This is a genomic window from Bacillus sp. FSL K6-6540 (genome assembly GCF_038007545.1).
The window spans coordinates 340229-363774 of the sequence record NZ_JBBOXH010000002.1; the positions used below are offsets into that span (position 1 = coordinate 340229).

24 protein-coding genes are annotated in these 23546 nt (G+C 42.4%); 13 read left to right on the top strand and 11 right to left on the bottom strand.

Annotation, left to right across the window (positions count from 1 at the left end; translation table 11 throughout):
* Positions 1-134: 134 nt before the first annotated feature.
* The 4 genes from edmS to pgsB are packed head-to-tail and all read right to left on the bottom strand — an operon-like array spanning position 135 to position 3123.
* Positions 135-302, bottom strand: a complete 168-nt coding sequence (gene edmS, locus MHH82_RS34085) for an extrachromosomal elements maintenance protein EdmS (protein WP_003227896.1) — start codon at positions 300-302, stop codon at positions 135-137.
* A 14-nt stretch (positions 303-316) separates the two neighbouring features.
* Positions 317-1459 (bottom strand): capsular polyglutamate synthetase PgsA, encoded by a 1143-nt coding sequence (pgsA, locus tag MHH82_RS34090; protein WP_003227891.1) that lies wholly within the window; start codon positions 1457-1459, stop codon positions 317-319.
* A gap of 18 nt (positions 1460-1477) precedes the next feature.
* Positions 1478-1927 (bottom strand): poly-gamma-glutamate biosynthesis protein PgsC, encoded by a 450-nt coding sequence (gene pgsC, locus MHH82_RS34095; RefSeq protein ID WP_003227889.1) that lies wholly within the window; start codon positions 1925-1927, stop codon positions 1478-1480.
* Between the two features lie 14 nt (positions 1928-1941).
* On the bottom strand, positions 1942-3123 hold the full coding sequence (gene pgsB / locus MHH82_RS34100) for a poly-gamma-glutamate synthase PgsB (RefSeq protein WP_003227883.1): 1182 nt from the start codon (positions 3121-3123) through the stop codon (positions 1942-1944).
* Positions 3124-3906: 783 nt separating this feature from the next.
* Here pgsB and MHH82_RS34105 point away from each other — a divergent pair.
* The 8 genes from MHH82_RS34105 to MHH82_RS34140 all read left to right on the top strand — a co-directional run bounded on the left by MHH82_RS34105 (position 3907) and on the right by MHH82_RS34140 (position 10629).
* Positions 3907-4887 (top strand): LacI family DNA-binding transcriptional regulator, encoded by a 981-nt coding sequence (locus MHH82_RS34105; protein WP_015714821.1) that lies wholly within the window; start codon positions 3907-3909, stop codon positions 4885-4887.
* A gap of 1 nt (position 4888) precedes the next feature.
* Complete coding sequence (rbsK, locus tag MHH82_RS34110) at positions 4889-5770, top strand: ribokinase (RefSeq protein ID WP_043940209.1); 882 nt, start codon at positions 4889-4891, stop codon at positions 5768-5770.
* The gene (gene rbsD / locus MHH82_RS34115) at positions 5767-6162 is read left to right on the top strand and encodes a D-ribose pyranase (RefSeq protein ID WP_029318753.1); all 396 of its coding nucleotides are present in this window, start codon (positions 5767-5769) and stop codon (positions 6160-6162) included. Before rbsK ends, rbsD begins: the two co-directional genes overlap by 4 nt.
* 15 nt (positions 6163-6177) lie before the next feature.
* A complete protein-coding gene (gene rbsA, locus MHH82_RS34120) occupies positions 6178-7659 on the top strand; it encodes a ribose ABC transporter ATP-binding protein RbsA (protein WP_072175935.1) in 1482 nt (493 codons plus the stop codon).
* 1 nt (position 7660) lies between these two features.
* Positions 7661-8629: a ribose ABC transporter permease RbsC gene (rbsC, locus tag MHH82_RS34125; RefSeq protein WP_003227873.1), complete on the top strand. Its 969-nt coding sequence runs from the start codon at positions 7661-7663 to the stop codon at positions 8627-8629.
* A 12-nt stretch (positions 8630-8641) separates the two neighbouring features.
* Positions 8642-9559 (top strand): ribose ABC transporter substrate-binding protein RbsB, encoded by a 918-nt coding sequence (rbsB, locus tag MHH82_RS34130; RefSeq protein WP_015251072.1) that lies wholly within the window; start codon positions 8642-8644, stop codon positions 9557-9559.
* 81 nt (positions 9560-9640) lie between these two features.
* Positions 9641-10177 (top strand): SH3 domain-containing protein, encoded by a 537-nt coding sequence (locus MHH82_RS34135; RefSeq protein ID WP_021480756.1) that lies wholly within the window; start codon positions 9641-9643, stop codon positions 10175-10177.
* A gap of 155 nt (positions 10178-10332) precedes the next feature.
* Positions 10333-10629, top strand: coding sequence for a DUF3892 domain-containing protein (locus MHH82_RS34140; RefSeq protein WP_003227867.1), 297 nt, complete (start codon positions 10333-10335; stop codon positions 10627-10629).
* 39 nt (positions 10630-10668) lie between these two features.
* Here MHH82_RS34140 and MHH82_RS34145 read toward each other — a convergent pair whose 3' ends face one another.
* The 3 genes from MHH82_RS34145 to alsS all read right to left on the bottom strand — a co-directional run bounded on the left by MHH82_RS34145 (position 10669) and on the right by alsS (position 13836).
* Complete coding sequence (locus MHH82_RS34145; RefSeq protein ID WP_015714827.1) at positions 10669-11196, bottom strand: NAD(P)H-dependent oxidoreductase; 528 nt, start codon at positions 11194-11196, stop codon at positions 10669-10671.
* A 98-nt stretch (positions 11197-11294) separates the two neighbouring features.
* A complete protein-coding gene (gene budA / locus MHH82_RS34150) occupies positions 11295-12062 on the bottom strand; it encodes an acetolactate decarboxylase (RefSeq protein WP_024572687.1) in 768 nt (255 codons plus the stop codon).
* Positions 12063-12123: 61 nt separating this feature from the next.
* The gene (gene alsS / locus MHH82_RS34155) at positions 12124-13836 is read right to left on the bottom strand and encodes an acetolactate synthase AlsS (protein ID WP_014478171.1); all 1713 of its coding nucleotides are present in this window, start codon (positions 13834-13836) and stop codon (positions 12124-12126) included.
* A gap of 157 nt (positions 13837-13993) precedes the next feature.
* Between alsS and alsR the strand changes: the two genes are divergently transcribed.
* Both alsR and MHH82_RS34165 read left to right on the top strand, forming a co-directional pair.
* Entirely contained in the window at positions 13994-14902 is a 909-nt protein-coding gene (gene alsR / locus MHH82_RS34160; protein ID WP_003227859.1) for an acetoin biosynthesis transcriptional regulator AlsR, read from the top strand.
* Between the two features lie 210 nt (positions 14903-15112).
* Complete coding sequence (locus MHH82_RS34165; protein WP_015251069.1) at positions 15113-16441, top strand: arsenic transporter; 1329 nt, start codon at positions 15113-15115, stop codon at positions 16439-16441.
* Between the two features lie 56 nt (positions 16442-16497).
* Here the strand turns inward: MHH82_RS34165 and MHH82_RS34170 are convergent, their stop codons facing one another.
* The 3 genes from MHH82_RS34170 to cotH form a co-directional block, all read right to left on the bottom strand.
* Positions 16498-17175 carry a DUF2642 domain-containing protein gene (locus MHH82_RS34170; RefSeq protein WP_064671505.1) on the bottom strand — a complete coding sequence of 226 codons (678 nt, stop codon included), beginning with the start codon at positions 17173-17175 and terminating at the stop codon, positions 16498-16500.
* A 59-nt stretch (positions 17176-17234) separates the two neighbouring features.
* Positions 17235-18572 carry a spore coat protein CotH gene (locus MHH82_RS34175; protein ID WP_340970427.1) on the bottom strand — a complete coding sequence of 446 codons (1338 nt, stop codon included), beginning with the start codon at positions 18570-18572 and terminating at the stop codon, positions 17235-17237.
* A 128-nt stretch (positions 18573-18700) separates the two neighbouring features.
* Positions 18701-19789: a spore coat protein CotH gene (cotH, locus tag MHH82_RS34180; protein WP_014478176.1), complete on the bottom strand. Its 1089-nt coding sequence runs from the start codon at positions 19787-19789 to the stop codon at positions 18701-18703.
* A gap of 141 nt (positions 19790-19930) precedes the next feature.
* On the opposite strand from cotH, the gene cotG reads away from it, so the two are divergent.
* The 3 genes from cotG to MHH82_RS34195 all read left to right on the top strand — a co-directional run bounded on the left by cotG (position 19931) and on the right by MHH82_RS34195 (position 21820).
* Positions 19931-20518, top strand: coding sequence for a spore coat protein CotG (gene cotG, locus MHH82_RS34185; protein ID WP_080009846.1), 588 nt, complete (start codon positions 19931-19933; stop codon positions 20516-20518).
* A gap of 173 nt (positions 20519-20691) precedes the next feature.
* Positions 20692-21309, top strand: a complete 618-nt coding sequence (locus MHH82_RS34190; RefSeq protein WP_072175604.1) for a flavin reductase family protein — start codon at positions 20692-20694, stop codon at positions 21307-21309.
* 175 nt (positions 21310-21484) lie between these two features.
* Positions 21485-21820 carry a DUF4181 domain-containing protein gene (locus tag MHH82_RS34195; protein ID WP_038829868.1) on the top strand — a complete coding sequence of 112 codons (336 nt, stop codon included), beginning with the start codon at positions 21485-21487 and terminating at the stop codon, positions 21818-21820.
* A gap of 4 nt (positions 21821-21824) precedes the next feature.
* Here the strand turns inward: MHH82_RS34195 and ggt are convergent, their stop codons facing one another.
* A complete protein-coding gene (gene ggt / locus MHH82_RS34200; RefSeq protein WP_072175605.1) occupies positions 21825-23402 on the bottom strand; it encodes a gamma-glutamyltransferase in 1578 nt (525 codons plus the stop codon).
* Between the last annotated feature and the right edge of the window lie 144 nt (positions 23403-23546).

Here is a 23546-nt window from a genome sequence, read left to right on the forward strand (position 1 = left end):
TATCTCCTCCTCTTTTTGCAGTTTTAACATCGGTATTTTTTTGAATATGTTAAGAGACTTTTTGATATTTTTACAGAATGAATATGCTGGGCAAATAAAAAGAGAGTGTCTCATCAGACACTCTCTTTTTTGAATTATTTATTGGCGTTTACCGGTTCTTCCTGCTGTTGGATTTTATTCATTTCCATATCAATCTTCTGTTTTTCCTGATCTGTCAGCTGATCATTGAATTTAAAAGCTGACATAAACATGAACACGATGGCTACGGCAACAAATGGCCAGATGGCTTTGACAAATTTCATCTTTATCACTCCGTTTATTTAGATTTTAGTTTGTCACTATGATCAATATCAAACGTCAGTTTTCCGTCTTCTACTTTCCAAGCGAAATTAGAGTCTTTCGTCAGTTCGCGAATAATGGTTTTCTGTTTAAGGCTGTCTTTTTTCACAGGTGCAGGTGTCGCTTCATGGATATCGATCGGTGTCACTTCAAAGCGGCCTGTTCCATTTTTCTTCAGGTGATACTGAACCAGTGCACTGTCTCTTGTTCTCGTCCAGCCTTGATCAAAGACAAAGTTGCCGAGGCTGTAGAAAATGACGGTTCCGTTATATACTTCAATCGGTTCTAAAACGTGCGGGTGATGGCCGACGATGATGTCAGCTCCCGCATCAGACATGGCTCTTGCAAGCTGGCGCTGGCGGTCATTTGGATCATTGTCATACTCTTGTCCCCAGTGTGACTGCACAACAACAATGTCCGCATGTTTTTTCGCTTCTGAAATCATAGGGATGAAGATTTCAGGATCTGCGGGCAGCACGCCCGGCGTATTCTTTTTAGCCGCAAAACCTTTCCCGGACACATCGGTAAAGCCAAGCGTCGCAATCGTTACCCCGTTGACTTTCTGGTACGAAATTTTCTTTTTCGCATCACTTAAGCTGTATCCCGCTCCAACGATATCAAGGTTTTGCTTCGCAAATTCTCCAAGTGTATCTTTCATGCCCTGAACGCCATAATCCATTGCGTGGTTGTTGGCGCTGTTGAGAACTGTGAAATTCATGTCCTTCAAGACTTTTACTGATTCCTTATTCGTCTGCAGATGAATCTTTTTATCTGCTTGTTTATAATTCTTTTGATAGGTTACCGGGTTTTCAAAGTTTCCTGCTACATAATCCGAAGCTCTAAAGATCGGTTCAACATATTGAAAAATACTGTCTGCCCCTTTTTGCTCCGTTACTTTTTCAACATAGCGTCCCATCATAATATCGCCTACAAATGAGGCTGAGAGTACGTCGTCAGAATACGTTTTGACCTTCGGCGTTTCCGCTTTTCCCGCCCACATGAAAGCGAACATAAGGACAAAAACGATCGGAATGGCAATAAATACGTGCTTATTGGTTTTCTTTTTTTGCTGTTTTGTCAGCTTTAGCAGCTTTTCATGAAAGCTCAGTTCTTTTTTCATCGTTTGACACACCTTACATTAAATTAAGTAGTAAACAAACATGATTGCAAAGGTCGCTCCGCTCAATAGCAGCGTGCTTCCGAACGTAATGGTTAAACCTTGTTTCTGAATGGTATTGGCAATTAAACCTGGCACGATGATGCCGATTCCTCTAAATTCTGCGATTTCAAATGGTACAATCGGGTATAGAAAATCAAACGCGATTTTCAGGACGATCCCTGTTATCAGCATGGCAGCGAATTTTCGGCGTCCGTACAAAATCATAAATTTGGATAAACCGTATTTCACAATGACATAAGTGAGCAAGCTCACTAGCAAAACAAGTAAAATAAAGACCGGCTGATTAAACACAAGTCCTAAATATCCCGGTACAACCAGTCCTGCCGGCACGATCCCTGTTTTTTCCGCAAAAATTAAACTGAGTAGTACACCTAAAATTAGTGCGATGTATAAATCTGATCCGAACATGTCTGCATTTCCCCCTAGCTTACGAGCTGCTTTACCTTGTATTCGTGGATTTTTTCAATTAAAGGCTCTGCGGCACCATGAATATTGCCGACGCCATATATGACACGGTTGTGCATTCTTTTCTTTAACAATTCCATAATTTCATCTGTTGACTTATACTCTAGATCATGCAGTTTGTCTGCAGGAATTTTGCCTTCTTCGTAGGCTTTTACGATCGGTTCTGTTGTTTCACCGATTAAGATCAGTTCACTTGCTTCAATATAAGGCAATACGTCATTTGCGAATTGCTGTGTCCGATCGACACGGTCTGCGCGGCAGTTCATGATGATGATCGGATCATCGGTCGGGTAACCGATTTCTTTTACACGTTTCCATATATTCAAAGTAGAAGAAGCGTCGTTTGCGGCAAACCCATTAACAAAGTGCCCAGGCTCGCTCGGACTGATCAGCGGAAGAATTCTCATTGCTCCCGGATCTGGCGGCGCATTCAGCATTCCCTTAAATGCTGTTTCTTCGTCAATGCCGAGTGCTTGAGCCACACCCAGCGCCAGAGAAGCGTTATCAGGGAATACCATGTATTCAAATTTACGTAAATATTCATCTGTAATTTTTGAGTTATCAGCAATGATGACTTTTGTGTTTCGTTCTTTTGCTTTTTGTTTAAAGAACTCGGTATATTCACTATCTGTAATGACAAGATGGCCATTATAAGGAATTGTAGCGGTAAACGCTTCTGCAATTTCATCAAGCGTCGGCCCCATGACATCCATATGGTCTTCTAAAACATTCACAATGACGCCGATATTGGCCTGCAGAAGTTCTTCCTGAAAGATGATTTGATAATCTGGGTTAACAGCCATGCATTCACTGACAATCGCGTTAGCCCCTCTTTCTACTGTTTCTCTCATGACTTCTTTTTGCTCTCCGATATTCGGCCCCTGAGGTTTCCGTTTAATCGGCTTTTCCTCCGGTGTGTCCCAGTAAATCATTCTTGCATCTGTTCCTGTTGTTTTTCCAACAGTCTTGTAACCGGCTTCTATTAATATTCCGGTTGTCAGCCTTGTCACAGTCGATTTTCCGCGGATGCCGTTAATATTCACCCGAACAGGGAGGGCATCAATGTTTTTCTGATGTCGTCGTTTTTCTAATATTCCGATGACCAGTATGACAGCACAGGCTATAATGAGTAACCACATTGCTTTTCGACATCTCCTTCTATATTGTTGTAAATTCATTCATCAGTATATAGAATCACTATGAATTCTCAATCGGCATTATGTAACATAATCTTCCCTAATCGACTAAGCCAAACTTCTCTTTTGAAAGAGATTTTATACCTACAAACTGTTTTCTATTTTTGGAAAACAGCAGGACTTACACCTTATCACTTTTTTTAAAAATCAAAGAGAATGCGCTTTCATTTTTCTCCTGATATCCTTCTGGACGTATAGTCACACCCCGCTGTTTGTATTTAATATGCATTTCAAATCAATCTTTTTTTCAGCCTGTGTTATCAAGCATCTCCTGCTATCATGCGTGTTTCCGGTTCTTATGAACACAAAATAGTTTTATCCTGTTTCTTAAGGACAAGGTCATAATGTCATCCTTTCTGCATGGAAGCGGCAATATTAGGCCCATTCCAAAATGACTAATGGGACCAGCCATGAAAACGCTAAACATACGAGTCCGAATTCTCTAACATAATTAAACATTTTCTGGGATGATAGTCTTTTCTGTTTCTCACCATTTACAGGTCTAAACGCATGACTTTGAAACAATTTTAATAAAACTTAATATTTGTTCAAGAAATCTTCATCCATATTTGTGAAGACTTTGTCAAAAAAAGAGTGAAAACCTTAAATTTTTCAATTATATATACAATTTACAAGTAGATTTCTTTTGATATTTTTATTGCTAACTTCGGATTGTTCATGATAATCTATCTATGTAAACGGTTACATAAACAAGGAGGAGCTGTTTTGGCTACAATTAAAGATGTCGCCGGAGCGGCGGGCGTTTCAGTTGCGACGGTTTCCCGCGTCCTGAATGATAACGGCTATGTACACGAAGAAACGCGAACGCGTGTCATAGCGGCGATGGCGAAGCTGAACTATTACCCGAACGAAGTCGCCAGATCTCTATATAAAAGAGAATCCCGACTGATCGGACTTTTGCTCCCGGATATCACAAACCCTTTCTTCCCCCAGCTTGCCCGCGGTGCGGAGGATGAATTGAACCGGGAAGGCTATCGCCTTATTTTCGGCAACAGTGACGAGGAATTGAAAAAAGAACTTGAATACCTTCAAACCTTTAAGCAAAATCATGTCGCAGGCATTATTGCCGCAACAAATTACCCGGATCTCGAGGAATACAGCGGCATGAATTATCCAGTTGTTTTTCTGGACAGAACACTTGAAGGGGCTCCTTCTGTGTCCAGTGACGGCTATACAGGAGGAAAGTTAGCCGCTCAGGCTATCATTCACGGAAAAAGCCAGCGCATTACGCTCTTGAGAGGACCCGCTCACCTGCCGACCGCTCAAGATCGATTTAACGGTGCTTTGGAAATCTTAAAGCAGGCTGAAGTTGATTTTCAGGTCATTGAGACGGCTTCATTTTCAATTAAAGATGCACAATCGATGGCGAAGGAGCTGTTTGCCGCTTATCCAGCGACAGATGGTGTGATCGCGAGTAATGATATTCAAGCCGCTGCCGTTTTACATGAAGCATTGCGGCGCGGAAAAAACGTGCCGGAGGACATTCAAATTATCGGCTATGATGACATTCCGCAAAGCGGACTTCTGTTCCCGCCACTTTCTACAATTAAACAGCCCGCATATGATATGGGGAGAGAAGCTGCCAAACTGCTTTTGGGTATCATCAAAAAACAGCCGCTGGCAGAAACGGCAATTCAAATGCCTGTCACCTATATAGGAAGAAAGACGACAAGAAAGGAAGATTAAGATGCGTAATATTTGTGTGATTGGTAGCTGTTCTATGGATTTAGTGGTCACCTCGGACAAACGCCCAAAAGCCGGTGAAACGGTTCTTGGCACGTCATTTCAGACTGTGCCGGGCGGCAAAGGAGCAAATCAGGCCGTTGCCGCAGCCAGACTTGGGGCGCAAGTGTTTATGGTTGGCAAGGTCGGAGACGATCATTATGGAACAGCTATTTTGAATAATCTCAAAGCTAACGGCGTTTGCACTGACTATATGGAACCGGTTACACATACGGAAAGCGGAACCGCTCATATTGTGCTTGCTGAAGGCGACAACAGCATTGTCGTTGTCAAAGGCGCGAACGATGATATCACCCCAGCGTATGCGTTAAACGCGCTCGAACAGATTGAAAAGGTCGATATGGTGCTGATTCAGCAGGAGATCCCAGAAGAAACGGTTGATGAGGTGTGCAAATACTGCCATTCTCATGATATCCTGATCATGCTAAACCCAGCACCGGCCCGCCCGCTCAAGCAGGAAACAATTGATCACGCCACCTATCTGACGCCGAATGAACACGAGGCTTCGATTTTATTCCCTGAGCTTACCATTTCTGAAGCTCTGGCGCTTTATCCGGCAAAGCTCTTTATTACGGAAGGAAAACAAGGCGTCCGCTATTCGGCTGGCAGCAAGGAGGTGCTCATCCCGTCCTTCCCTGTTGAGCCCGTTGATACAACCGGAGCCGGTGATACGTTTAACGCAGCCTTTGCCGTGGCCCTGGCTGAGGGAAAAGATATTGAAGCCGCATTGCGGTTTGCCAATCGTGCCGCTTCCCTTTCTGTCTGTTCCTTCGGTGCCCAAGGCGGAATGCCGACAAGAAATAAAGTAGAGGAGCTGCTGTCATGAAAAAACACGGTATACTGAACAGCCATCTTGCCAAGATTTTAGCCGACCTTGGCCACACTGATAAAATTGTCATCGCGGATGCCGGACTGCCGGTTCCTGACGGCGTTTTGAAAATTGATCTTTCACTGAAGCCGGGCCTTCCGGCTTTCCAAGATACAGCGGCAGTACTGGCTGAGGAAATGGCGGTCGAAAAAGTCATTGCTGCAGCTGACATAAAAGCATCCAATCAGGAGAATGCGAAATTTCTAGAAAATCTTTTCTCTGAACAAGAGATTGAATACCTTTCTCACGAGGAGTTTAAGCTGCTGACAAAAGAAGCAAAGGCAGTCATAAGAACAGGAGAATTCACACCATATGCCAACTGCATTCTGCAGGCGGGTGTGCTTTTCTAGAAAGGAGGATGAAACATGCAGATTGAAATGAAAGACATTCATAAAGCATTCGGAAAAAATCAGGTGCTGTCAGGCGTTTCCTTTCAGCTCATGCCTGGCGAGGTTCACGCATTAATGGGAGAAAACGGCGCCGGCAAGTCCACGCTTATGAACATTTTGACAGGCCTGCACAAAGCAGATAAAGGTCAAATCAGCATAAATGGAAACGAAACGTATTTTTCCAATCCGAAAGAAGCGGAACAGCATGGAATAGCCTTTATCCATCAAGAATTGAATATCTGGCCGGAAATGACCGTTCTTGAGAATCTATTTATCGGTAAAGAGATATCCTCCAAGCTGGGCGTCTTACAAACAAGAAAAATGAAAGCGCTAGCAAAGGAGCAGTTTGACAAACTCTCCGTCTCTCTTTCTCTTGATCAAGAAGCCGGCGAATGTTCGGTCGGACAGCAGCAAATGATCGAAATTGCAAAAGCGCTTATGACAAATGCCGAGGTCATCATTATGGATGAACCGACCGCAGCGTTGACTGAACGTGAAATCAGCAAGCTCTTTGAGGTCATTACAGCGTTAAAAAAGAACGGCGTCTCCATTGTCTATATTTCGCATCGCATGGAAGAAATTTTTGCGATTTGCGACAGAATTACCATCATGCGTGACGGAAAAACGGTAGATACAACAAACATCTCAGAAACTGATTTTGATGAAGTCGTCAAAAAAATGGTCGGACGGGAGCTGACTGAACGATATCCAAAACGCACTCCTTCTCTCGGTGACATAGTATTCGAGGTAAAAAATGCTTCCGTAAAAGGGAGTTTTGAGGACGTCAGCTTTTATGTTCGTTCCGGTGAAATCGTCGGTGTTTCAGGATTGATGGGAGCCGGCCGGACAGAAATGATGAGAGCGCTGTTCGGCGTTGACAGGCTGGACACGGGTGAGATATGGATCGCTGGGAAAAAAACGGCTATTAAGAACCCGCAGGAAGCCGTGAAAAAAGGTCTCGGCTTTATTACAGAGAATCGCAAGGATGAAGGGCTCCTGCTCGACACCTCGATCCGCGAAAATATTGCCCTGCCCAATCTGTCCAGCTTCTCACCAAAGGGTCTCATTGATCATAAGCGGGAGGCTGAATTTGTCGATCTGTTAATCAAACGCCTCACTATCAAAACAGCATCACCGGAAACGCACGCACGCCAATTATCAGGAGGAAACCAGCAAAAAGTGGTGATAGCCAAGTGGATCGGCATCGGACCGAAAGTGCTTATCTTGGATGAGCCAACCAGAGGTGTGGATGTTGGCGCCAAACGAGAGATTTATACGCTGATGAATGAGCTGACCGAACGCGGCGTCGCTATCATCATGGTGTCATCAGAGCTGCCTGAAATTCTGGGAATGAGCGATCGGATTATCGTTGTCCATGAAGGCAGAATCAGCGGAGAAATCCATGCGCGAGAAGCAACACAAGAACGAATTATGACACTTGCCACGGGAGGGCGGTAATATGAAAACGGAACAACTGCAAACAGAACAAAAACGGATTCACTTCGACGGAGTCATGCAAAAACTCGGCCCGTTTCTTGGTTTATTTATTCTCGTTATCATTGTATCTATTTTAAATCCCAGCTTTCTTGAACCGCTGAATATTTTAAACCTGCTTCGCCAGGTCGCAATTAACGGATTAATCGCGTTCGGGATGACCTTTGTCATTTTGACAGGCGGCATTGATCTTTCTGTCGGCGCTATTCTTGCCCTGTCCAGTGCTTTAGTTGCGGGGATGATTGTGTCCGGTGTCGATCCGGTTCTCGCGATCATCCTTGGCTGTATCATTGGTGCCGTACTAGGCATGATCAACGGATTATTGATTACTAAAGGAAAAATGGCGCCCTTTATCGCCACGCTTGCGACCATGACTGTGTTTCGCGGACTGACGCTAGTGTATACAGATGGAAATCCGATTACCGGACTTGGCACAAACTACGCTTTTCAGATGTTCGGACGCGGTTACTTTTTAGGCATTCCTGTACCGGCGATTACGATGGTTCTTGCCTTTGTCATCCTTTGGGTGCTTCTTCATAAAACACCATTCGGACGCCGAACGTACGCTATCGGCGGCAACGAAAAAGCCGCGCTCATTTCAGGCATCAAAGTGACGCGCGTGAAAGTGATGATCTATTCTTTAGCCGGGCTTTTATCCGCTCTTGCAGGTGCCATATTGACTTCCCGCCTGCATTCGGCCCAGCCGACTGCGGGGGAATCGTACGAACTTGATGCTATCGCGGCAGTCGTCTTAGGCGGAACAAGTCTTTCTGGCGGCCGAGGACGCATTGTCGGCACGTTAATCGGGGTACTGATCATCGGCACACTTAATAACGGACTTAATCTGCTTGGCGTTTCATCATTTTATCAGCTGGTTGTCAAAGGGATTGTTATCTTGATTGCGGTATTATTAGACCGCAAGAAGTCAGCTTAGGAGGGTTTTCACATGAAAAAGGCTGTATCCGTCATTTTAACGTTATCATTATTTTTGTTAACCGCCTGTTCGCTTGAGCCTCCCCAATGGGCAAAGCCGTCAAACTCGGGGAACAAAAAGGAATTCACCATTGGCTTGTCCGTCTCAACACTTAATAATCCTTTTTTTGTCTCATTAAAAAAGGGTATCGAAAAAGAAGCTAAAAAACGGGGAATGAAAGTCATCATTGTTGATGCACAAAATGATTCATCGAAACAGACGAGTGACGTGGAAGATTTAATTCAGCAAGGTGTTGATGCATTATTAATCAACCCGACTGATTCTTCGGCGATCTCAACGGCAGTAGAATCTGCAAACGCAGTCGGTGTGCCCGTCGTAACAATCGATCGATCTGCCGAACAAGGAAAAGTTGAAACCCTCGTTGCTTCCGATAATGTAAAAGGCGGTGAAATGGCCGCGACTTTTATTGCCGACAAACTTGGAAAAGGAGCAAAGGTGGCAGAGCTTGAAGGCGTCCCCGGCGCATCTGCCACACGGGAACGCGGCTCAGGATTCCATAACATCGCAGACCAAAAACTCCAAGTTGTCACAAAACAATCAGCTGACTTTGACCGCACGAAAGGCCTGACTGTCATGGAAAACCTGCTGCAGGGACATCCTGATATCCAAGCTGTTTTTGCTCACAACGATGAAATGGCGCTCGGTGCTCTCGAGGCAATTAACAGCTCGGGGAAAGACATATTGGTGATCGGTTTTGACGGCAATAAAGATGCGCTCGCTTCCATTAAAAACGGAAAGCTGTCAGCCACCGTCGCTCAGCAGCCTGAATTAATCGGTAAATTGGCTACAGAAGCAGCAGATGATATTTTGCACGGGAAAAAAGTGCAAAAAACAATATCCGCGCCTCTCAAACTAGAAACACAAAAATAATTGTCTGATGTTTAGGAACCTGCGATAACGTGAATAGAGATATAGAATGAATTATTTCTCTTACGTGAGGAGAGGAACGGCATGAACAAACCAACAAAACTATTTTCAACATTAGCACTTGCGGCTGGAATGACTGCGGCTGCTGCTGGCGGCGCTGGAACGATCCATGCCCAACAGCCAGAAACAACGGTAAGCATTGATGATTTATACAGTTATCCGATTGATTCTTATTTGGTATCAGCAGAGGCTCTAAATGTCAGAACGAAGCCTTCCGCATCAAGCCAGAAAGCCGATACGCTGCACCTAGGAGATAGCTTAAAGCTGATTTCCTTCTCAAATGCTGACTGGGCAAAGGTTCAGTATAAAAACGGAAAAATAGGATTTGTCTCCACTCATTACATTGTAAAAGCAGCGACAACGGTAAAAACCAAAACCAAAACAAAAGTATATACTTCCGCTGACGGAAAGAGCATTAAGACTCTTCCAGCAGACACAAGCGTTTCTTTTTTAGGCTGGAGTAAAACGAATAAAGGCGGTTTTGATTTTGATTGGGTATTCGTTGATTACGGCGGTGCGACAGGTTATATGAAAACAAAGGATTTACACATGACAAAATAACTGAGAGGGATTCCGCATTTATGCGGAATCCCTTTTATTATGAATTGATTTGTCACATTCCCAAGATATTTCTCAGGAAATATTGTCGTATGCTGTGTCGAAACCTTACATGATCATCGACATTTTTGTTCACGCTAAAAAGCGGAGGTGTAAATATGGATCAATTTGAAGCAGCATATGAATCGTATAAAGCCCGGCAAACAACTGTCGATCAAGAAAATGTTCCATCTGGAAAAGAAGAAATTATTGCGGTTAGAAGAAATGAGGAAGACAATATTATCGCAGTGAAAACCAATACAGGAAGAGAGCTCGACTACCCTACTGCGCTGTCAGAAGCAAAATCAGGAAAACTCGCTCATGTTGATGTCTTCCATAAATACGGGCGTGACATTTTGCGAAGTGAACCGGACGGCATCAAGGAAAATAACCTGTCTGAGCTGCCGGATTTTTAAACAAATACAGCCCTGCCGTATGTTGGACAGGGCTGTATTTTAAACAAAAGGCTGCTGGATGTATTCGGCTAACCGTTTTGCACTGTGAGAAATATCCTCTGCAGCTGCATAATTCACGCCATAGAACACATATGGAGGCAGATACTTCATGCCGATCAGATTACTCGTGGCCTGAAATGGTTTCAATAGCTCACTGATCGAGTAATGATTTGCTCCGCCCGCTTGATATTTTTCCGCTTCGCTCCCTGTTGATACAGCCAGCATCAGCTCCTTGCCATGCAAGGCATTTCCTTCTGAACCAAAAGCCCAGCCGTAAGTCAGCACAAGATCCTGCCATTTTTTCAAGAGCGGCGGAGAGCTGTACCAATATAGCGGGAATTGAAAGACAATCCGATCGTATTCCTCGCACAGCTGCTGTTCCTTCGCAACATCTATTTCTTCATCCGGGTATTCCTTATAAAGATCCCGTACTGTGATATTGTCATGTTTACTCAATTCCTCAGCCCACGCCTTATTGACAACTGAGGTCTCCATATGAGGATGAACTGCCAAAACCAATATTTTCATCAGACCACACCTTTACTGTTTTGATGTTATTTTATCTAAAATCAGGAAAAGAGCCAAATAAAAAGAAAGCCCTGTAAAAGGGGCTTTCTTTTTTTCTTTTATTCAGGGCTTCCTTCAGTTGTTTCGATATCTTTCGCAAAATCAGGGTTATCCAGATTCGCATTAAAGAAATCCGCTGTGTTCGGAAGTCTGAGATTCATGTTCATTTTTTGAGAAATCGTAACCGTGCAATCCTCAAGCACATAGTCAAAAACGTGTCCGCCTGAATTGCGTCCTTCGTCAATGAAGTGCAGGTGATAGCCTGAAACGGCGATTCCGTTTGCATAAGCTGGTGTCAAGAAACCTACGATCGTCCCTCTCACGTTGTCGAAGTTGAAAATCGGCTGTGTTTTGACCGCTTCAACCATTGGCACGTAAGGTTTTTCTTGAAGTTCTACCGTTCTTGTCTGCACCTTTTTAAACAATCCGTCAATACGAATTGCATAAAATAAGTTTCTGCTTGGCAGCATGCTGTTGATCTCTTTTTCAAAGTCTTCGCGTGTCATTTTCGCATCAATTTTGTGCGTCATGTCCGGTGTAAAGAACGTAAATGAACAGAACGGTGAACGGTCTCCTTTTTGGACCGGTGTCGCGGTTCCGTCTGAGCGAAGACGGTAAAATTCGCCGTCAAACCCAATCAGCTCTCCGTCAAGCTTGTTAAAGGTTCCGATACCGAAGTCTCCATATTTCGGAATCTCTGACAGTTCAAAATCTCCGTCATATACTCCGTCTAATAGAGAAGTCATTGTTGATACTTGATAAATCTGGCTCACAGGCTGGTCTTTTTGACCGCGGCTGAGCACTTGAATGTTGCTTTCTCGTTTCATATTTCCCTTCACTCCTTTTATTTAGTGCTGTTCATAAAACAGTGTCGTGATGCGCAGAGTGCTAGAGAGCTTTCGTCTTCATGAGTTCCCCGAATTCTTTCGGAAGCTTGTCACTTGCTAAATTAATGTTATCACTGTAGTCAACCGGGACATCGATGATGACAGGACCTTCAGCGTTCATGCCTTGACGCAGAACATCTGCCAGCTGGTCTGGTGATTCCACGCGCAAGCCAGTTGCTCCGAAGCTTTCCGCATATTTTACGATATCGATATTTCCGAAATCGACCGCAGATGTACGGTTATATTTTTTCAATTGCTGGAATGCAACCATGTCATATGTGCTGTCGTTCCATACAATGTGTACAATTGGTGCTTTTAGTCGAACTGCTGTCTCTAATTCCATTGCTGAGAATAAGAAACCGCCGTCACCAGAGACAGAAACCACTTTTTCTCCCGGTTTCACCAATGAAGCGCCGATTGCCCAAGGAAGCGCAACGCCGAGTGTTTGCATACCGTTACTGATCATTAATGTTAACGGCTCGTAGCTGCGGAAATAACGTGACATCCAAATGGCGTGCGAACCGATATCGCAAGTTACTGTAACATGATCATCGACTGCATTACGCAACTCTTTAACGATTTCAAGAGGGTGCGCTCTGTCTGATTTCCAATCTGCAGGCACCTGCTCACCTTCATGCATATATTGTTTTAAATCAGAAAGGATTTTCTGCTCACGCTCTGCAAATTCCACTTTCACAGCATCGTGTTCGATATGATTAATCGTGGACGGAATGTCACCGATCAATTCAAGATCAGGCTGGTAAGCATGATCAATGTCAGCGATAATCTCGTCTAAATGGATAATTGTCCGGTCTCCATTGACATTCCAGAATTTTGGATCATATTCAATTGGGTCATAGCCGATCGTCAGAACAACATCTGCCTGCTCTAGCAGTAAATCGCCAGGCTGGTTGCGGAACAAACCGATACGGCCAAAATACTGATCCTCTAAATCTCTAGAAAGGGTACCGGCAGCTTGATATGTTTCAACAAATGGAAGCTGAACCTTTTTCAAAAGCTTGCGAACCGCTTTAATTGCTTCCGGTCTTCCGCCTTTCATGCCGACCAAAACGACAGGAAGTTTTGCTGTTTGGATTTTTGCTATGGCCGCACTGATTGCATCATCTGCTGCAGGACCGAGTTTTGGTGCTGCAACAGCACGCACGTTTTTCGTATTTGTGACTTCATTCACAACATCTTGCGGAAAGCTCACAAAAGCGGCCCCAGCCTGCCCTGCTGACGCTATCCTAAACGCATTTGTAACAGCTTCCGGTATATTTTTTACATCTTGAACTTCTACACTGTATTTTGTAATCGGCTGGAATAGCGCCGCATTATCCAAAGATTGATGTGTCCGTTTTAAACGATCTGCACGGATCACGTTTCCAGCAAGCGCAACGACAGGGTCTCCTTCAGTGTTCGCTGTCAACAGGCCTGTTGCCAAGTTAGAGGCACCCGGTCCTGATGTGACTAACACGACTCCCGGTTTTCCAGTTAAACGGCCGACTGCTTGGGCCATGAATGCTGCGTTTTGTTCGTGCCGAGCAACGATAATTTCAGGTCCTTTATCTTGTAAAGCGTCAAATACCGCATCAATTTTTGCACCTGGAATGCCAAATACATGTGTGACACCTTGCTCCACTAAGCAATCAACAACAAGCTCCGCCCCTCTGTTTTTCACAAGGGATTTTTGTTCTTTTGTTGCTTTTGTCAACACCCTCACTCCTTATTATGCATTTTAAACGTAAAATTTTAAATATCTTGTGATAAGTTTCACTATACACTCTTTGGAAATTGACCTCCAATATCGATTCGCCTTATGATTAATATGTAATACGAATTATTAACCTATGGAAAGGAATGCATATTGAATGGAGCTTCGCCATCTTCAATACTTTATCGCAGTAGCCGAAGAGCTTCATTTCGGAAAGGCTGCCCGGCGGCTGAACATGACGCAGCCTCCTCTCAGCCAGCAGATCAAACAGCTGGAGGAAGAAGTCGGAGTTACGCTTCTGAAAAGGACAAAACGATTTGTCGAGCTTACCGCAGCAGGAGAAATCTTTTTAAATCATTGCCGCATGGCCTTGATGCAAATCGGACAAGGAATTGAACTGGCACAGCGGACGGCCCGCGGCGAGCAAGGCCTTCTCGTAATCGGTTTTGTCGGATCAGCTACATATGAATTTCTGCCGCCGATTGTCCGGGAATATCGTAAAAAATTCCCATCTGTGAAAATAGAACTGCGTGAAATATCCTCGTCTAGGCAGCAAGAGGAGCTACTAAAGGGCAACATTGATATTGGTATACTTCATCCTCCCTTACAGCATACAGCTTTACATATCGAAACCGCCCAAAGCAGCCCTTGTGTTTTAGCTTTGCCTAAGCAACACCCATTGACTTCTAAGGAATCAATTACGATTGAGGATTTAAGAGATGAACCAATTATTACTGTTGCTAAAGAAGCATGGCCTACTCTATACATGGATTTTATTCAGTTCTGTGAACAAGCGGGCTTCAGACCCAACATTGTCCAGGAAGCCACAGAATATCAAATGGTGATTGGTTTAGTCAGTGCCGGAATTGGTATGACATTTGTTCCTTCCTCAGCCAAAAAATTATTTAATTTGGATGTTACTTATCGAAAAATGGACCAAATACAGCTTAATGCCGAATGGGTTATCGCTTACCGCAAAGACAATCATAATCCGCTTATAAAGCATTTTATTCATATTTCAAATTGTCAGCAGACAAGAACTAAAGAGAGTGATGCAGGTACATGAACGATACTTGCAATCTCTTTTTTCTTTTGGGATTCTTATGGAAATTTTATTAATTTAATATAATCGCTTAGTACAACTTCATATCAGTATACGTATACATACAGTACAAATAGTTGGCAAGGACATTAGTAAGCGCAGGACATTAGTTTGATTTTAAAAATGAAAGATAGAGAGGTGAAGTAAATTATTGAGTTCACCGGCATATTCACATTGCTCGCTTTTTTCGTAACAATGATTTTTATTTTCTGGAGACCAAAAGGACTAAATGAAGCTATCCCCGCCACATTTGGCGCTTTAATGGTTTTATTGTGCGGAAGTGTGTCATTGGCAGACTTAGGGGAAATCGGAACAAAAGTCACGGGTGCATCGGTTACAATCCTTGCCACTATGATTATGGCCATTGCACTAGAAAGCTTTGGTTTCTTTTATTGGGTGGCTGCAAAACTGCTCCAACAATCCAAGGGTTCAGGCATCAAGCTTTTTTGGCTAACCAATTTGCTCTGCTTTCTCATGACCATTTTCCTGAATAATGATGGGAGCATTTTGATCACAACTCCAATCCTTTTGCTTGTACTAAAATATTTAGGTTTAAAAAAACATCAAAAAGCCCCATATTTATTAAGCGGTGTTTTAATAGCCACAGCCTCTAGCGCACCGATTGGCGTAAGTAATATTGTTAATTTAATTTCTCTCAAAATCATTGGAATGGATCTATATCTTCACACTGCCATGATGTTTGTCCCTAGTATGATGGGACTCATTTTTATGACTTGTCTACTGTTTATGTTCTTTTATAAACGTCTTCCCAAGAACCTGCCAGATATACCGAGCCATTTTCAGTCTCTGCGGCATAGAAGGTACCATCCTCTTCATTCGCCATCAGCTCCTTTACCAGAACGAAATCAAACAAAAATCATGTTGTTTGTGCTTGCATTTGTTTTTCTCGTCAGAATGAGTCTATTTGCAGCATCATATACCGGTATTTCTGTTCCTCTAGTCGCTGTCATCGGATCTTTTATCCTGTTGAGCTGGAGATGGATTTATTTCAAAACCTCCCCAAGAGACTTGTTATATAAATCGCCTTGGCACATTTTTATATTCGCTTTTACTATGTATGTCTTAATTTATGGTCTGCATAATATTGGATTCACTGAGTTACTTGTGAATTATTTTGAACCTGTCGTTTCTGGAAGCCTCGCCCACGCAACTTTCGCATCAGGTATCTCTACTTCAGTTTTTTCTAATCTCTTTAACAACCATCCAGCTTTAATGATCAGTACTTTTACCTTAACTGAAATGACCCTGAATCCTTCAACAACAAAAATCATCTACTTGGCAAATATTATCGGCAGTGATATCGGTTCATTATTATTACCTATGGGAACCTTAGCAACGCTTATTTGGATGCATATATTAAAACAGCATGATGAAAGTATTTCATGGGGCGAATATATAAAAACGACCATTATCATCATTCCGCTGACTGTACTTTTTACGTTAACATGTTTATATTTTTGGATCAGTTGGTTATTTCTTTAGTACAGTATGAAACGAAAAACTGCCTTCTGCTATTCAAGAGGGCAGTTTTGCATACACTAGGGAAGATGCATTGTCTTTAGATGATTTAACTTCCAAATGATTGGCTCTCCATTTGCGTTAATAAGCTCAATGATATTATTAGAGACATCCTTTAATAGACCAACTTTTTCTGGCACCTCTCCCATATCAAATATGACCAATTCACCAATATTTTTTTTGATCTGCTCCTCAAAATTACGCACAAGAGGAACTTTGGAAGGCACGACAGGCAATTGTGAGTTGTCAAGAGTGTACGGTGTTTGTTCAGTTGAATAAGGGGTAAACCATTTTAAATGATGCATAGATATAAAAAGTATTTTAAATACAGGTGAGAAAAATACAATATAATCGTTTAAAACATTTGTAACATACCCATGGATCGATCGACCCCCAGTTACATAAACTTCAATAAACTGGCCTTTGACCTTGTTTAATGTATTTCTATATGAAAAAGCTTGAGTTTCTGCCTCTATCATTGGATCTTCCGGATTGATCAAAAATGGCTTCTCAGTACTGGTCATTATTTTCGCCTTTTTCATTTGATGAAGATGCAACAAGGGAATATAAAGATAATTGCAGCCATCAAAAATAACAAAAATATCCTGTCCGATATCTATGAGGGTGCCGACAAACCTTGTATCTCCTGAAATGACAACCTCAACATCTGTGTTAAGGAATTGATTCAAACCTTTCACGATTCTCCTCCTTTAACTGAAAAAGGGCATCACTTAATCTGATGCTCCTCCATTATCTATTAAAATTTACGTTTCCAGTGATAGTCTATCGTTCTGACAATCGTTTCATAGCTATAATCTTCCTTTTGTTTTCCTGAACTTTTTATTGAACTTGAATAACCTGGTGATCTTGATGATTGATAATCTGAAGATCTTGGTGATCGTTTAGATGATTTTGATGAACTCTTTGAACCTGATGAGCTGTATGATTTTGATGATTGATAATCTGATGATCTTGGAGATCGTTTAGATGATTTTGATGAACTTTTTGAACGTGACGAACGGCCATAATCTGTATGTTGATGATTGATTGATGAAGATCGTTTAGATGATTTTGATGAACTTTTTGAACGTGACGAACGGCCAGATTTGGATGATTGATAATCCGAAGATTTTAGTGATCGTTTAGATGATTTTGATGAACTTTTTGAACGTGACGAACGGCCAGATTTGGATGATTGATAATCCGAAGATTTTAGTGATCGTTTAGATGATTTTGATGAACTTTTTGAACGTGACGAACGGCCAGATTTGGATGATTGATAATCTGAAGATTTTAGTGATCGTTTAGATGATTTTGATGAGCTATATGATTTTGAAGAAATGAACGAATTGCTGTCCTTATCATTATTGTCTTCCTGGCTTTGTTCATTCTTTTGATCCTCTTTTTTGTACGACCCTTTTGGGCCTAAGCTGATGCTTTTTATGTGATAAGAATAGATGCGAAGCACCTCTTGATTTTTCACTATAGTATAATGGCCGTCGGCATTATCTACAAGGATACCCTCAATGGCTTCCGGACCTCCACGATTAATTGAAACCCATTTATGAGTCAGACTCTTAAAAACCTCGCTTAAATCATCAGCTTCCAAGACACCTGATGGCGTCTGTCCTTCTATTTTCAAATCGGGCTCATGTTTACTTATACTCTTTATGTGATGGATATTAAAATACACTACCCCATCCTCATTTGTGTTTAACGCAGCGTAATCATCTCCCAGCCAGACCAATCTTCCTTTTTTAGATTCCGGACCCCCTTGATTAAATTGAACTGATTGGTTCATGAATTGTCCGATTAAGCTATGAAAATCGTCAGCGTCGGGCATTTCCTCAGTCTCAATTGCTGTGGTGCTATTATTGGTATCCTCAGTAATACTTTTCACATGATCCAACTGATAATAAATTATTTTTTTTTCAGCTTGTAAAGCAATATAATCTGATTTTACAGCAGTTAATTTCCCTTTTTTAGATTCCGGACCTCCACGATATACAGTAACAATTTTATCTTTCATTGAATGCAAAAAGTTATAATAAGATATTTCATCATTTGAATGATACTTCATTCTCCTCTTGCTCATTCAAGTTCCTCCTAGTCACTTATACATAGATGATAAACATATTGCATATATACGTGTCACGTTTATTTGTTGAACTAATTCAATAGCCTAATTGTCGCTTTTTCAGCAGAATACCTATTTTCACACATTCATAAAATACTTAAATTATTTTTGAGGTATTGTGAACGGTTTTTAATATATTCACAAATCACATCCGGCTCGCGGTCAAAACGCTCAACATCATTCTTTTTGTATGGGTCCATCAAGATAAAAGGCCTAATCCGCTCATACATCGCCATGATTTTCGGTTCCATATATTCTATCGTAAAAAGAGATTGGAGCGTTTTTTCTAACAGGCGCTTGTAGGACTTGCGAAACTCGGATTCATCCAATATCCGGGCGGTTAGTGTATTAAATCCTTGAATTCTTACATAATCGGCAGCCATCCGCTCTCCATGGATATCCCTGCCCCAGGTCGCATCATAATCCCAAGGAATCACCTCAAATAATCCGGTTTCCCCGCTTCTGTATAATGCGTAGTTGTGGACAAACCCGTCATAGTTCGAGGTGAATACAATACCGGCAAGCCAGCGCAAATACTTATCGACATCCACGTGTTTTGTCACTTCTGACTTAAACTGAGCTTTAGGGACAGTATTAATTTTAAAAATCATATCCTGTAAATAAAAATCATCTTCCACAGTCCCTGTCTTCTTTTCATATCCAAGCTCCAGCGACGTCTTCGTTTCCTTTTCCAAATCGCTCATCAGAGAAAAGTTAGCATCATCATCCACCGCGTAAAAAATCGCGCCATCAGCCAGCTTCCTTTTCGCCAAATAATATTCATCTACGGATTCAAGTTCAAGATAAACCCCTTCATTCTTCCCATTCACCTTTACAAACACAAACTCTGCCTTTGGAGACAGTGTCCCTAGCTCCGAGAAAAAATCCAGAGACAATTTGTTTCTCATCAAGGAAGGGTCTTTATACTCCGCATTTAAGTGAATCTCTCGCGCGCCGCGGAATGTTTTCGGCTGATAAAAGGAAATATGGTATGACTTCTTTTTGAAGTCTCTGATATGTGATCCCCGATAAGCGATATCAATATCCAGCCTTTTTTGATTTACCTTCATCACAGCTGGCACCGGATCATCGTCCCATATATCCTTTTTTAATTCACGCAAATCTTTTGGATGAACAAACAGCTGATAAAGCGGTAAATTGGATTGATTCTTCATCCATAATCCTCCTTACAAATATTAGGCTTTTATTTTTATAAGATCTCAGCGGAACACTTATACACTTTTTAAAACCGCGCGTACTATGAGGGTAGTAAGGATCTTCATCCTTAACATCATTTTTAAAAGGAGGATTTCAAATTGGGCCACTATTCCCATTCTGACATCAAAGAAGCGGTGAAATCCGCAAAAAAAGAAGGTTTAAAGGATTATTTATACCAAGAGCCTCATGGAAAAAAACGCAGTCATAAAAAGTCGCACCGCACTCACAAAAAATCTCGCAGCCATAAAAAATCATACTGCTCTCACAAAAAATCTCGCAGTCACAAAAAATCATTCTGTTCTCACAAAAAATCTCGCAGCCATAAAAAATCATACTGCTCTCACAAGAAATCACGCAGCCACAAAAAATCGTACCGTTCTCACAAAAAATCTCGCAGCTATAAAAAATCTTGCCGTTCTTACAAAAAATCTCGCAGCTACAAAAAATCTTGCCGTTCTTACAAAAAATCTCGCAGCTACAAAAAGTCATACTGTTCTCACAAGAAAAAATCTCGCAGCTATAAGAAGTCATGCCGTACACACAAAAAATCTTATCGTTCCCATAAGAAATACTACAAAAAACCGCACCACCACTGCGACGACTACAAAAGACACGATGATTATGACAGCAAAAAAGAATACTGGAAAGACGGCAATTGCTGGGTAGTCAAAAAGAAATACAAATAATCTAAGTTTTCATTGTTTCAATAGGCTGCCGGCGGAGGTACGGAAGCCTATTTTTTTATTTGCCCTGTATTAGATATATGTCATGACATAACATATGCAACCCGCATCATTTGGTTTCCTTTAAACCATTTCGTTATAATCAAGGTATCCTAACGATAAAGGCGGTTGTTGCTATGTACATATTTCAAGCTGATCAGCTTAGTGCCAAAGACACATACAAGCTATTGTCAGGTACCGTTATTCCCCGCCCCATTGCATTTGTGACAACACTTTCTTCAGAAGGAGCGGTCAATGCCGCGCCTTTCAGTTTTTATAACGTCGTCAGCTCAGATCCTCCGCTTCTCAGTATTTCTGTTAACAGGACGGAAGGACGCCAAAAAGATACAGCGCGAAACGCAGTGGAGAACGGAGAATTTGTCGTTCATGTCAGTGATGAAGCCATCATTGAAGATATCAATGAAACAGCTGCAAGCTTAAGGCCGGATGAAAGCGAGCTTACACGCACCTCGCTTCATCCTGTTGAAAGCAAAGCTGTTTCAGTTCCCGGCATTAAGGAAGCCCGCGTTCGCTTTGAGTGCAAATTAGAGCGGCATATTACCTTTGACAATGATCAAGGCGTCACTACAGCAGATCTGCTCATCGGAAGAGTTGTCTGCTTCCACCTAGATGAAAAGGTGTATGATGCAGAAAAGGGATATATTTTAACGAATGAATTAAAGCCTGCCTCACGATTGGCGGGAAATCACTATGCCAAGCTGGGGGAAGAATTCACACTGATTCGTCCCAGCTGAAAAGAACTATTTAAATAGAAGAAACTAGTCAAAAAGACCTTATGATTACAAAATATCGCCTGTAAAAAACTGAAAAAATATCAAAAAAAAGAACACCCAGAGTAAGCTCGGGGTGTTCTTTTATGAAACGTTTTTTCTTTTTCTTCGTATAAAGGTAGGATTAGGAGGAATTGGAATGACAAACTTTTGGATTTTAATGCTGATCGCTATTACCATCAGTCTCGCCTCTCAATTTTTTATAAAGAAAAAATACGGTATTGATAAATCCGGCTGGCGATATAAGCATGTCAGCAATACACACAAATGGATCGAAATCACTTTACTTATTTTGTTTGTGATTTCACTCTCCTTTTTTCCAGTTGAATATTTGCTTCTTTTATTTTTTATTGTGATTGACTCAATACGAATTTTTATGGAGTGGCATTATAGACCTGAAGATAAACAGTATATGTACCACATTGTAGAGGTCTCCCTTATGTTTATGCTTTTGATTTATATTTGTACCCTATAGTTATTTAAATCCCCACAGCCGCTCCGTCTCCCCGAGGATCGGCTCCGCCTTGGAGAAAGCCTTCTTCATCAACTTTGATTGCAGCCGCGTGTCCCATCAGCGGATCATAGTCACCGACAACCTCCACGAGATGCCCGCTGTCTTTCAGTTTTTGGATTGTTTTGTCTGTAAATCTGCCCTCGACTCTGAGACCTTCGTATTCCTCTCCCCACGTTCTGCCCCATACCCAGCGCGGTTCGCTGATTGCCTGTTGTGGATGCATTCCGTAGTCCAGCATTCGGGTAATGATGGCCGTCTGGGTCTGCGGCTGGCCTTCGCCGCCTTGTGTGCCGTACAGAATTTTTGGCTTTCCGCCTTTACAGACCATAGCCGGCATCAACGTATGGAAGGTGCGCTTTCTCGGTTCAAGCGTGTTGACATGATTTTCAACCAGTGAGAAAAATGATCCGCGGTTTTGCAGTAATATGCCTGTATCACCGGCAGTGACTGCCGAGCCAAATTCAAAGTACAGGCTTTGAATGAATGACACTGCGTTGCCATCCGCATCGATTACGGCCGCATATGCCGTATCACTTCCCACCGGCCTGCTTTCTGCCGGTTCTGCCAGATAGCCGATTTCTCCCGCCAATCGTTTCGCATAATTTTTATCTAAAAGCCTTTCAAGCGGAATGTCAGCAAACGCAGGGTCAGTCAAAAAGGCATTCCGATCTACAAAACTCTTTTTTAACGCCTCCACAAGCACATGATAATACTCAAATGAACCGTGCTCGATTTGGGTGAAATCATAGTTTTCCAAAATGTTCAGTGTTAATAAACCGGTAAATCCCTGAGAATTCGGCGGCGCCTGATACACACTGTATCCTCGATAATCACTTGATACAGGCGCTGCCCACTCACCCCGATGCGCTTTAAAATCATCGATTGTCATGTAACTGCCGTTATTTTGTAAATGTGAGACAATCCGCTGAGCGAGATCTCCTTCATAAAATGCGCTTCTTCCTTTTTCAGCAATCACATTCAGACTGTCTGCAAGCTCTTTTTGCACAAACCGCTCTCCCGGGACAGGTGCTTTGCCCCTTCTCGTGAAGATGTCAGCCGTGTAAGGCGTGGAAGCCAGCAATTCAATATTCTTTTCTGTGTGACGACACTGATCAGCTGATACAGGAAACCCATTTTGGGCATAATCGCGTGCGGGCTCCAATACATCTGCAAGAGACAGACGCCCGTACTCCTTCAGGACCGCATCCCAGCTATCAACCATTCCCGGCACGGTAATGGCACTGTCAATCCCCCGCAGCGGAATCGCGCTTTTTCCCTTATATACATCTCTCGTTACGTTTTTTCCTGAACGGCCGCTGCCATTGTAGACTTTTACTGCCTTTGTTTCCTGGTGAAAGGTCAGCCAAAAGGAATCCCCGCCAAGTCCGGTCATATGCGGGTACACAACCGCAAGACAAGCACTCACCGCAACAGCGGCGTCAAACGCGTTGCCTCCCTTATCCAGTATAAGGTTTCCGGCTTGAGAAGCGAGGTAATGCGGACTGACGACCATTTGCTTTGTACCGATGACAGATTTGTTCATCACAAGTCCCCTTTTTTAAGAAATTTTCTTCAGTATAGGGAGCCTGATTTTTCACATCTACTGATCCGGCAGAAAAACTGACGAACTTTCTTCTTTTCGCAAATAATAAGATATTTTCGCATTCATTTCGAAAACAAATGAAAA

Coding starts and splice junctions, on each gene's coding strand:
- pgsC (WP_003227889.1), bottom strand. CDS start 1,927: ATGTTCGGATCAGATTTATACATCGCACTAATTTTAGGTGTACTACTC.
- MHH82_RS34190 (WP_072175604.1), top strand. CDS start 20,692: ATGTACATATTTCAAGCTGATCAGCTTAGTGCCAAAGACACATACAAG.
- budA (WP_024572687.1), bottom strand. CDS start 12,062: ATGAAACGAGAAAGCAACATTCAAGTGCTCAGCCGCGGTCAAAAAGAC.
- rbsK (WP_043940209.1), top strand. CDS start 4,889: ATGCGTAATATTTGTGTGATTGGTAGCTGTTCTATGGATTTAGTGGTC.
- edmS (WP_003227896.1), bottom strand. CDS start 302: ATGAAATTTGTCAAAGCCATCTGGCCATTTGTTGCCGTAGCCATCGTG.
- MHH82_RS34135 (WP_021480756.1), top strand. CDS start 9,641: ATGAACAAACCAACAAAACTATTTTCAACATTAGCACTTGCGGCTGGA.
- rbsA (WP_072175935.1), top strand. CDS start 6,178: ATGCAGATTGAAATGAAAGACATTCATAAAGCATTCGGAAAAAATCAG.
- MHH82_RS34145 (WP_015714827.1), bottom strand. CDS start 11,196: ATGAAAATATTGGTTTTGGCAGTTCATCCTCATATGGAGACCTCAGTT.
- MHH82_RS34140 (WP_003227867.1), top strand. CDS start 10,333: ATGGATCAATTTGAAGCAGCATATGAATCGTATAAAGCCCGGCAAACA.
- rbsC (WP_003227873.1), top strand. CDS start 7,661: ATGAAAACGGAACAACTGCAAACAGAACAAAAACGGATTCACTTCGAC.
- pgsA (WP_003227891.1), bottom strand. CDS start 1,459: ATGAAAAAAGAACTGAGCTTTCATGAAAAGCTGCTAAAGCTGACAAAA.
- cotH (WP_014478176.1), bottom strand. CDS start 19,789: ATGAAGAATCAATCCAATTTACCGCTTTATCAGCTGTTTGTTCATCCA.
- MHH82_RS34195 (WP_038829868.1), top strand. CDS start 21,485: ATGACAAACTTTTGGATTTTAATGCTGATCGCTATTACCATCAGTCTC.
- alsR (WP_003227859.1), top strand. CDS start 13,994: ATGGAGCTTCGCCATCTTCAATACTTTATCGCAGTAGCCGAAGAGCTT.
- rbsB (WP_015251072.1), top strand. CDS start 8,642: ATGAAAAAGGCTGTATCCGTCATTTTAACGTTATCATTATTTTTGTTA.
- MHH82_RS34175 (WP_340970427.1), bottom strand. CDS start 18,572: ATGAGCAAGAGGAGAATGAAGTATCATTCAAATGATGAAATATCTTAT.
- pgsB (WP_003227883.1), bottom strand. CDS start 3,123: ATGTGGTTACTCATTATAGCCTGTGCTGTCATACTGGTCATCGGAATA.
- rbsD (WP_029318753.1), top strand. CDS start 5,767: ATGAAAAAACACGGTATACTGAACAGCCATCTTGCCAAGATTTTAGCC.
- ggt (WP_072175605.1), bottom strand. CDS start 23,402: ATGAACAAATCTGTCATCGGTACAAAGCAAATGGTCGTCAGTCCGCAT.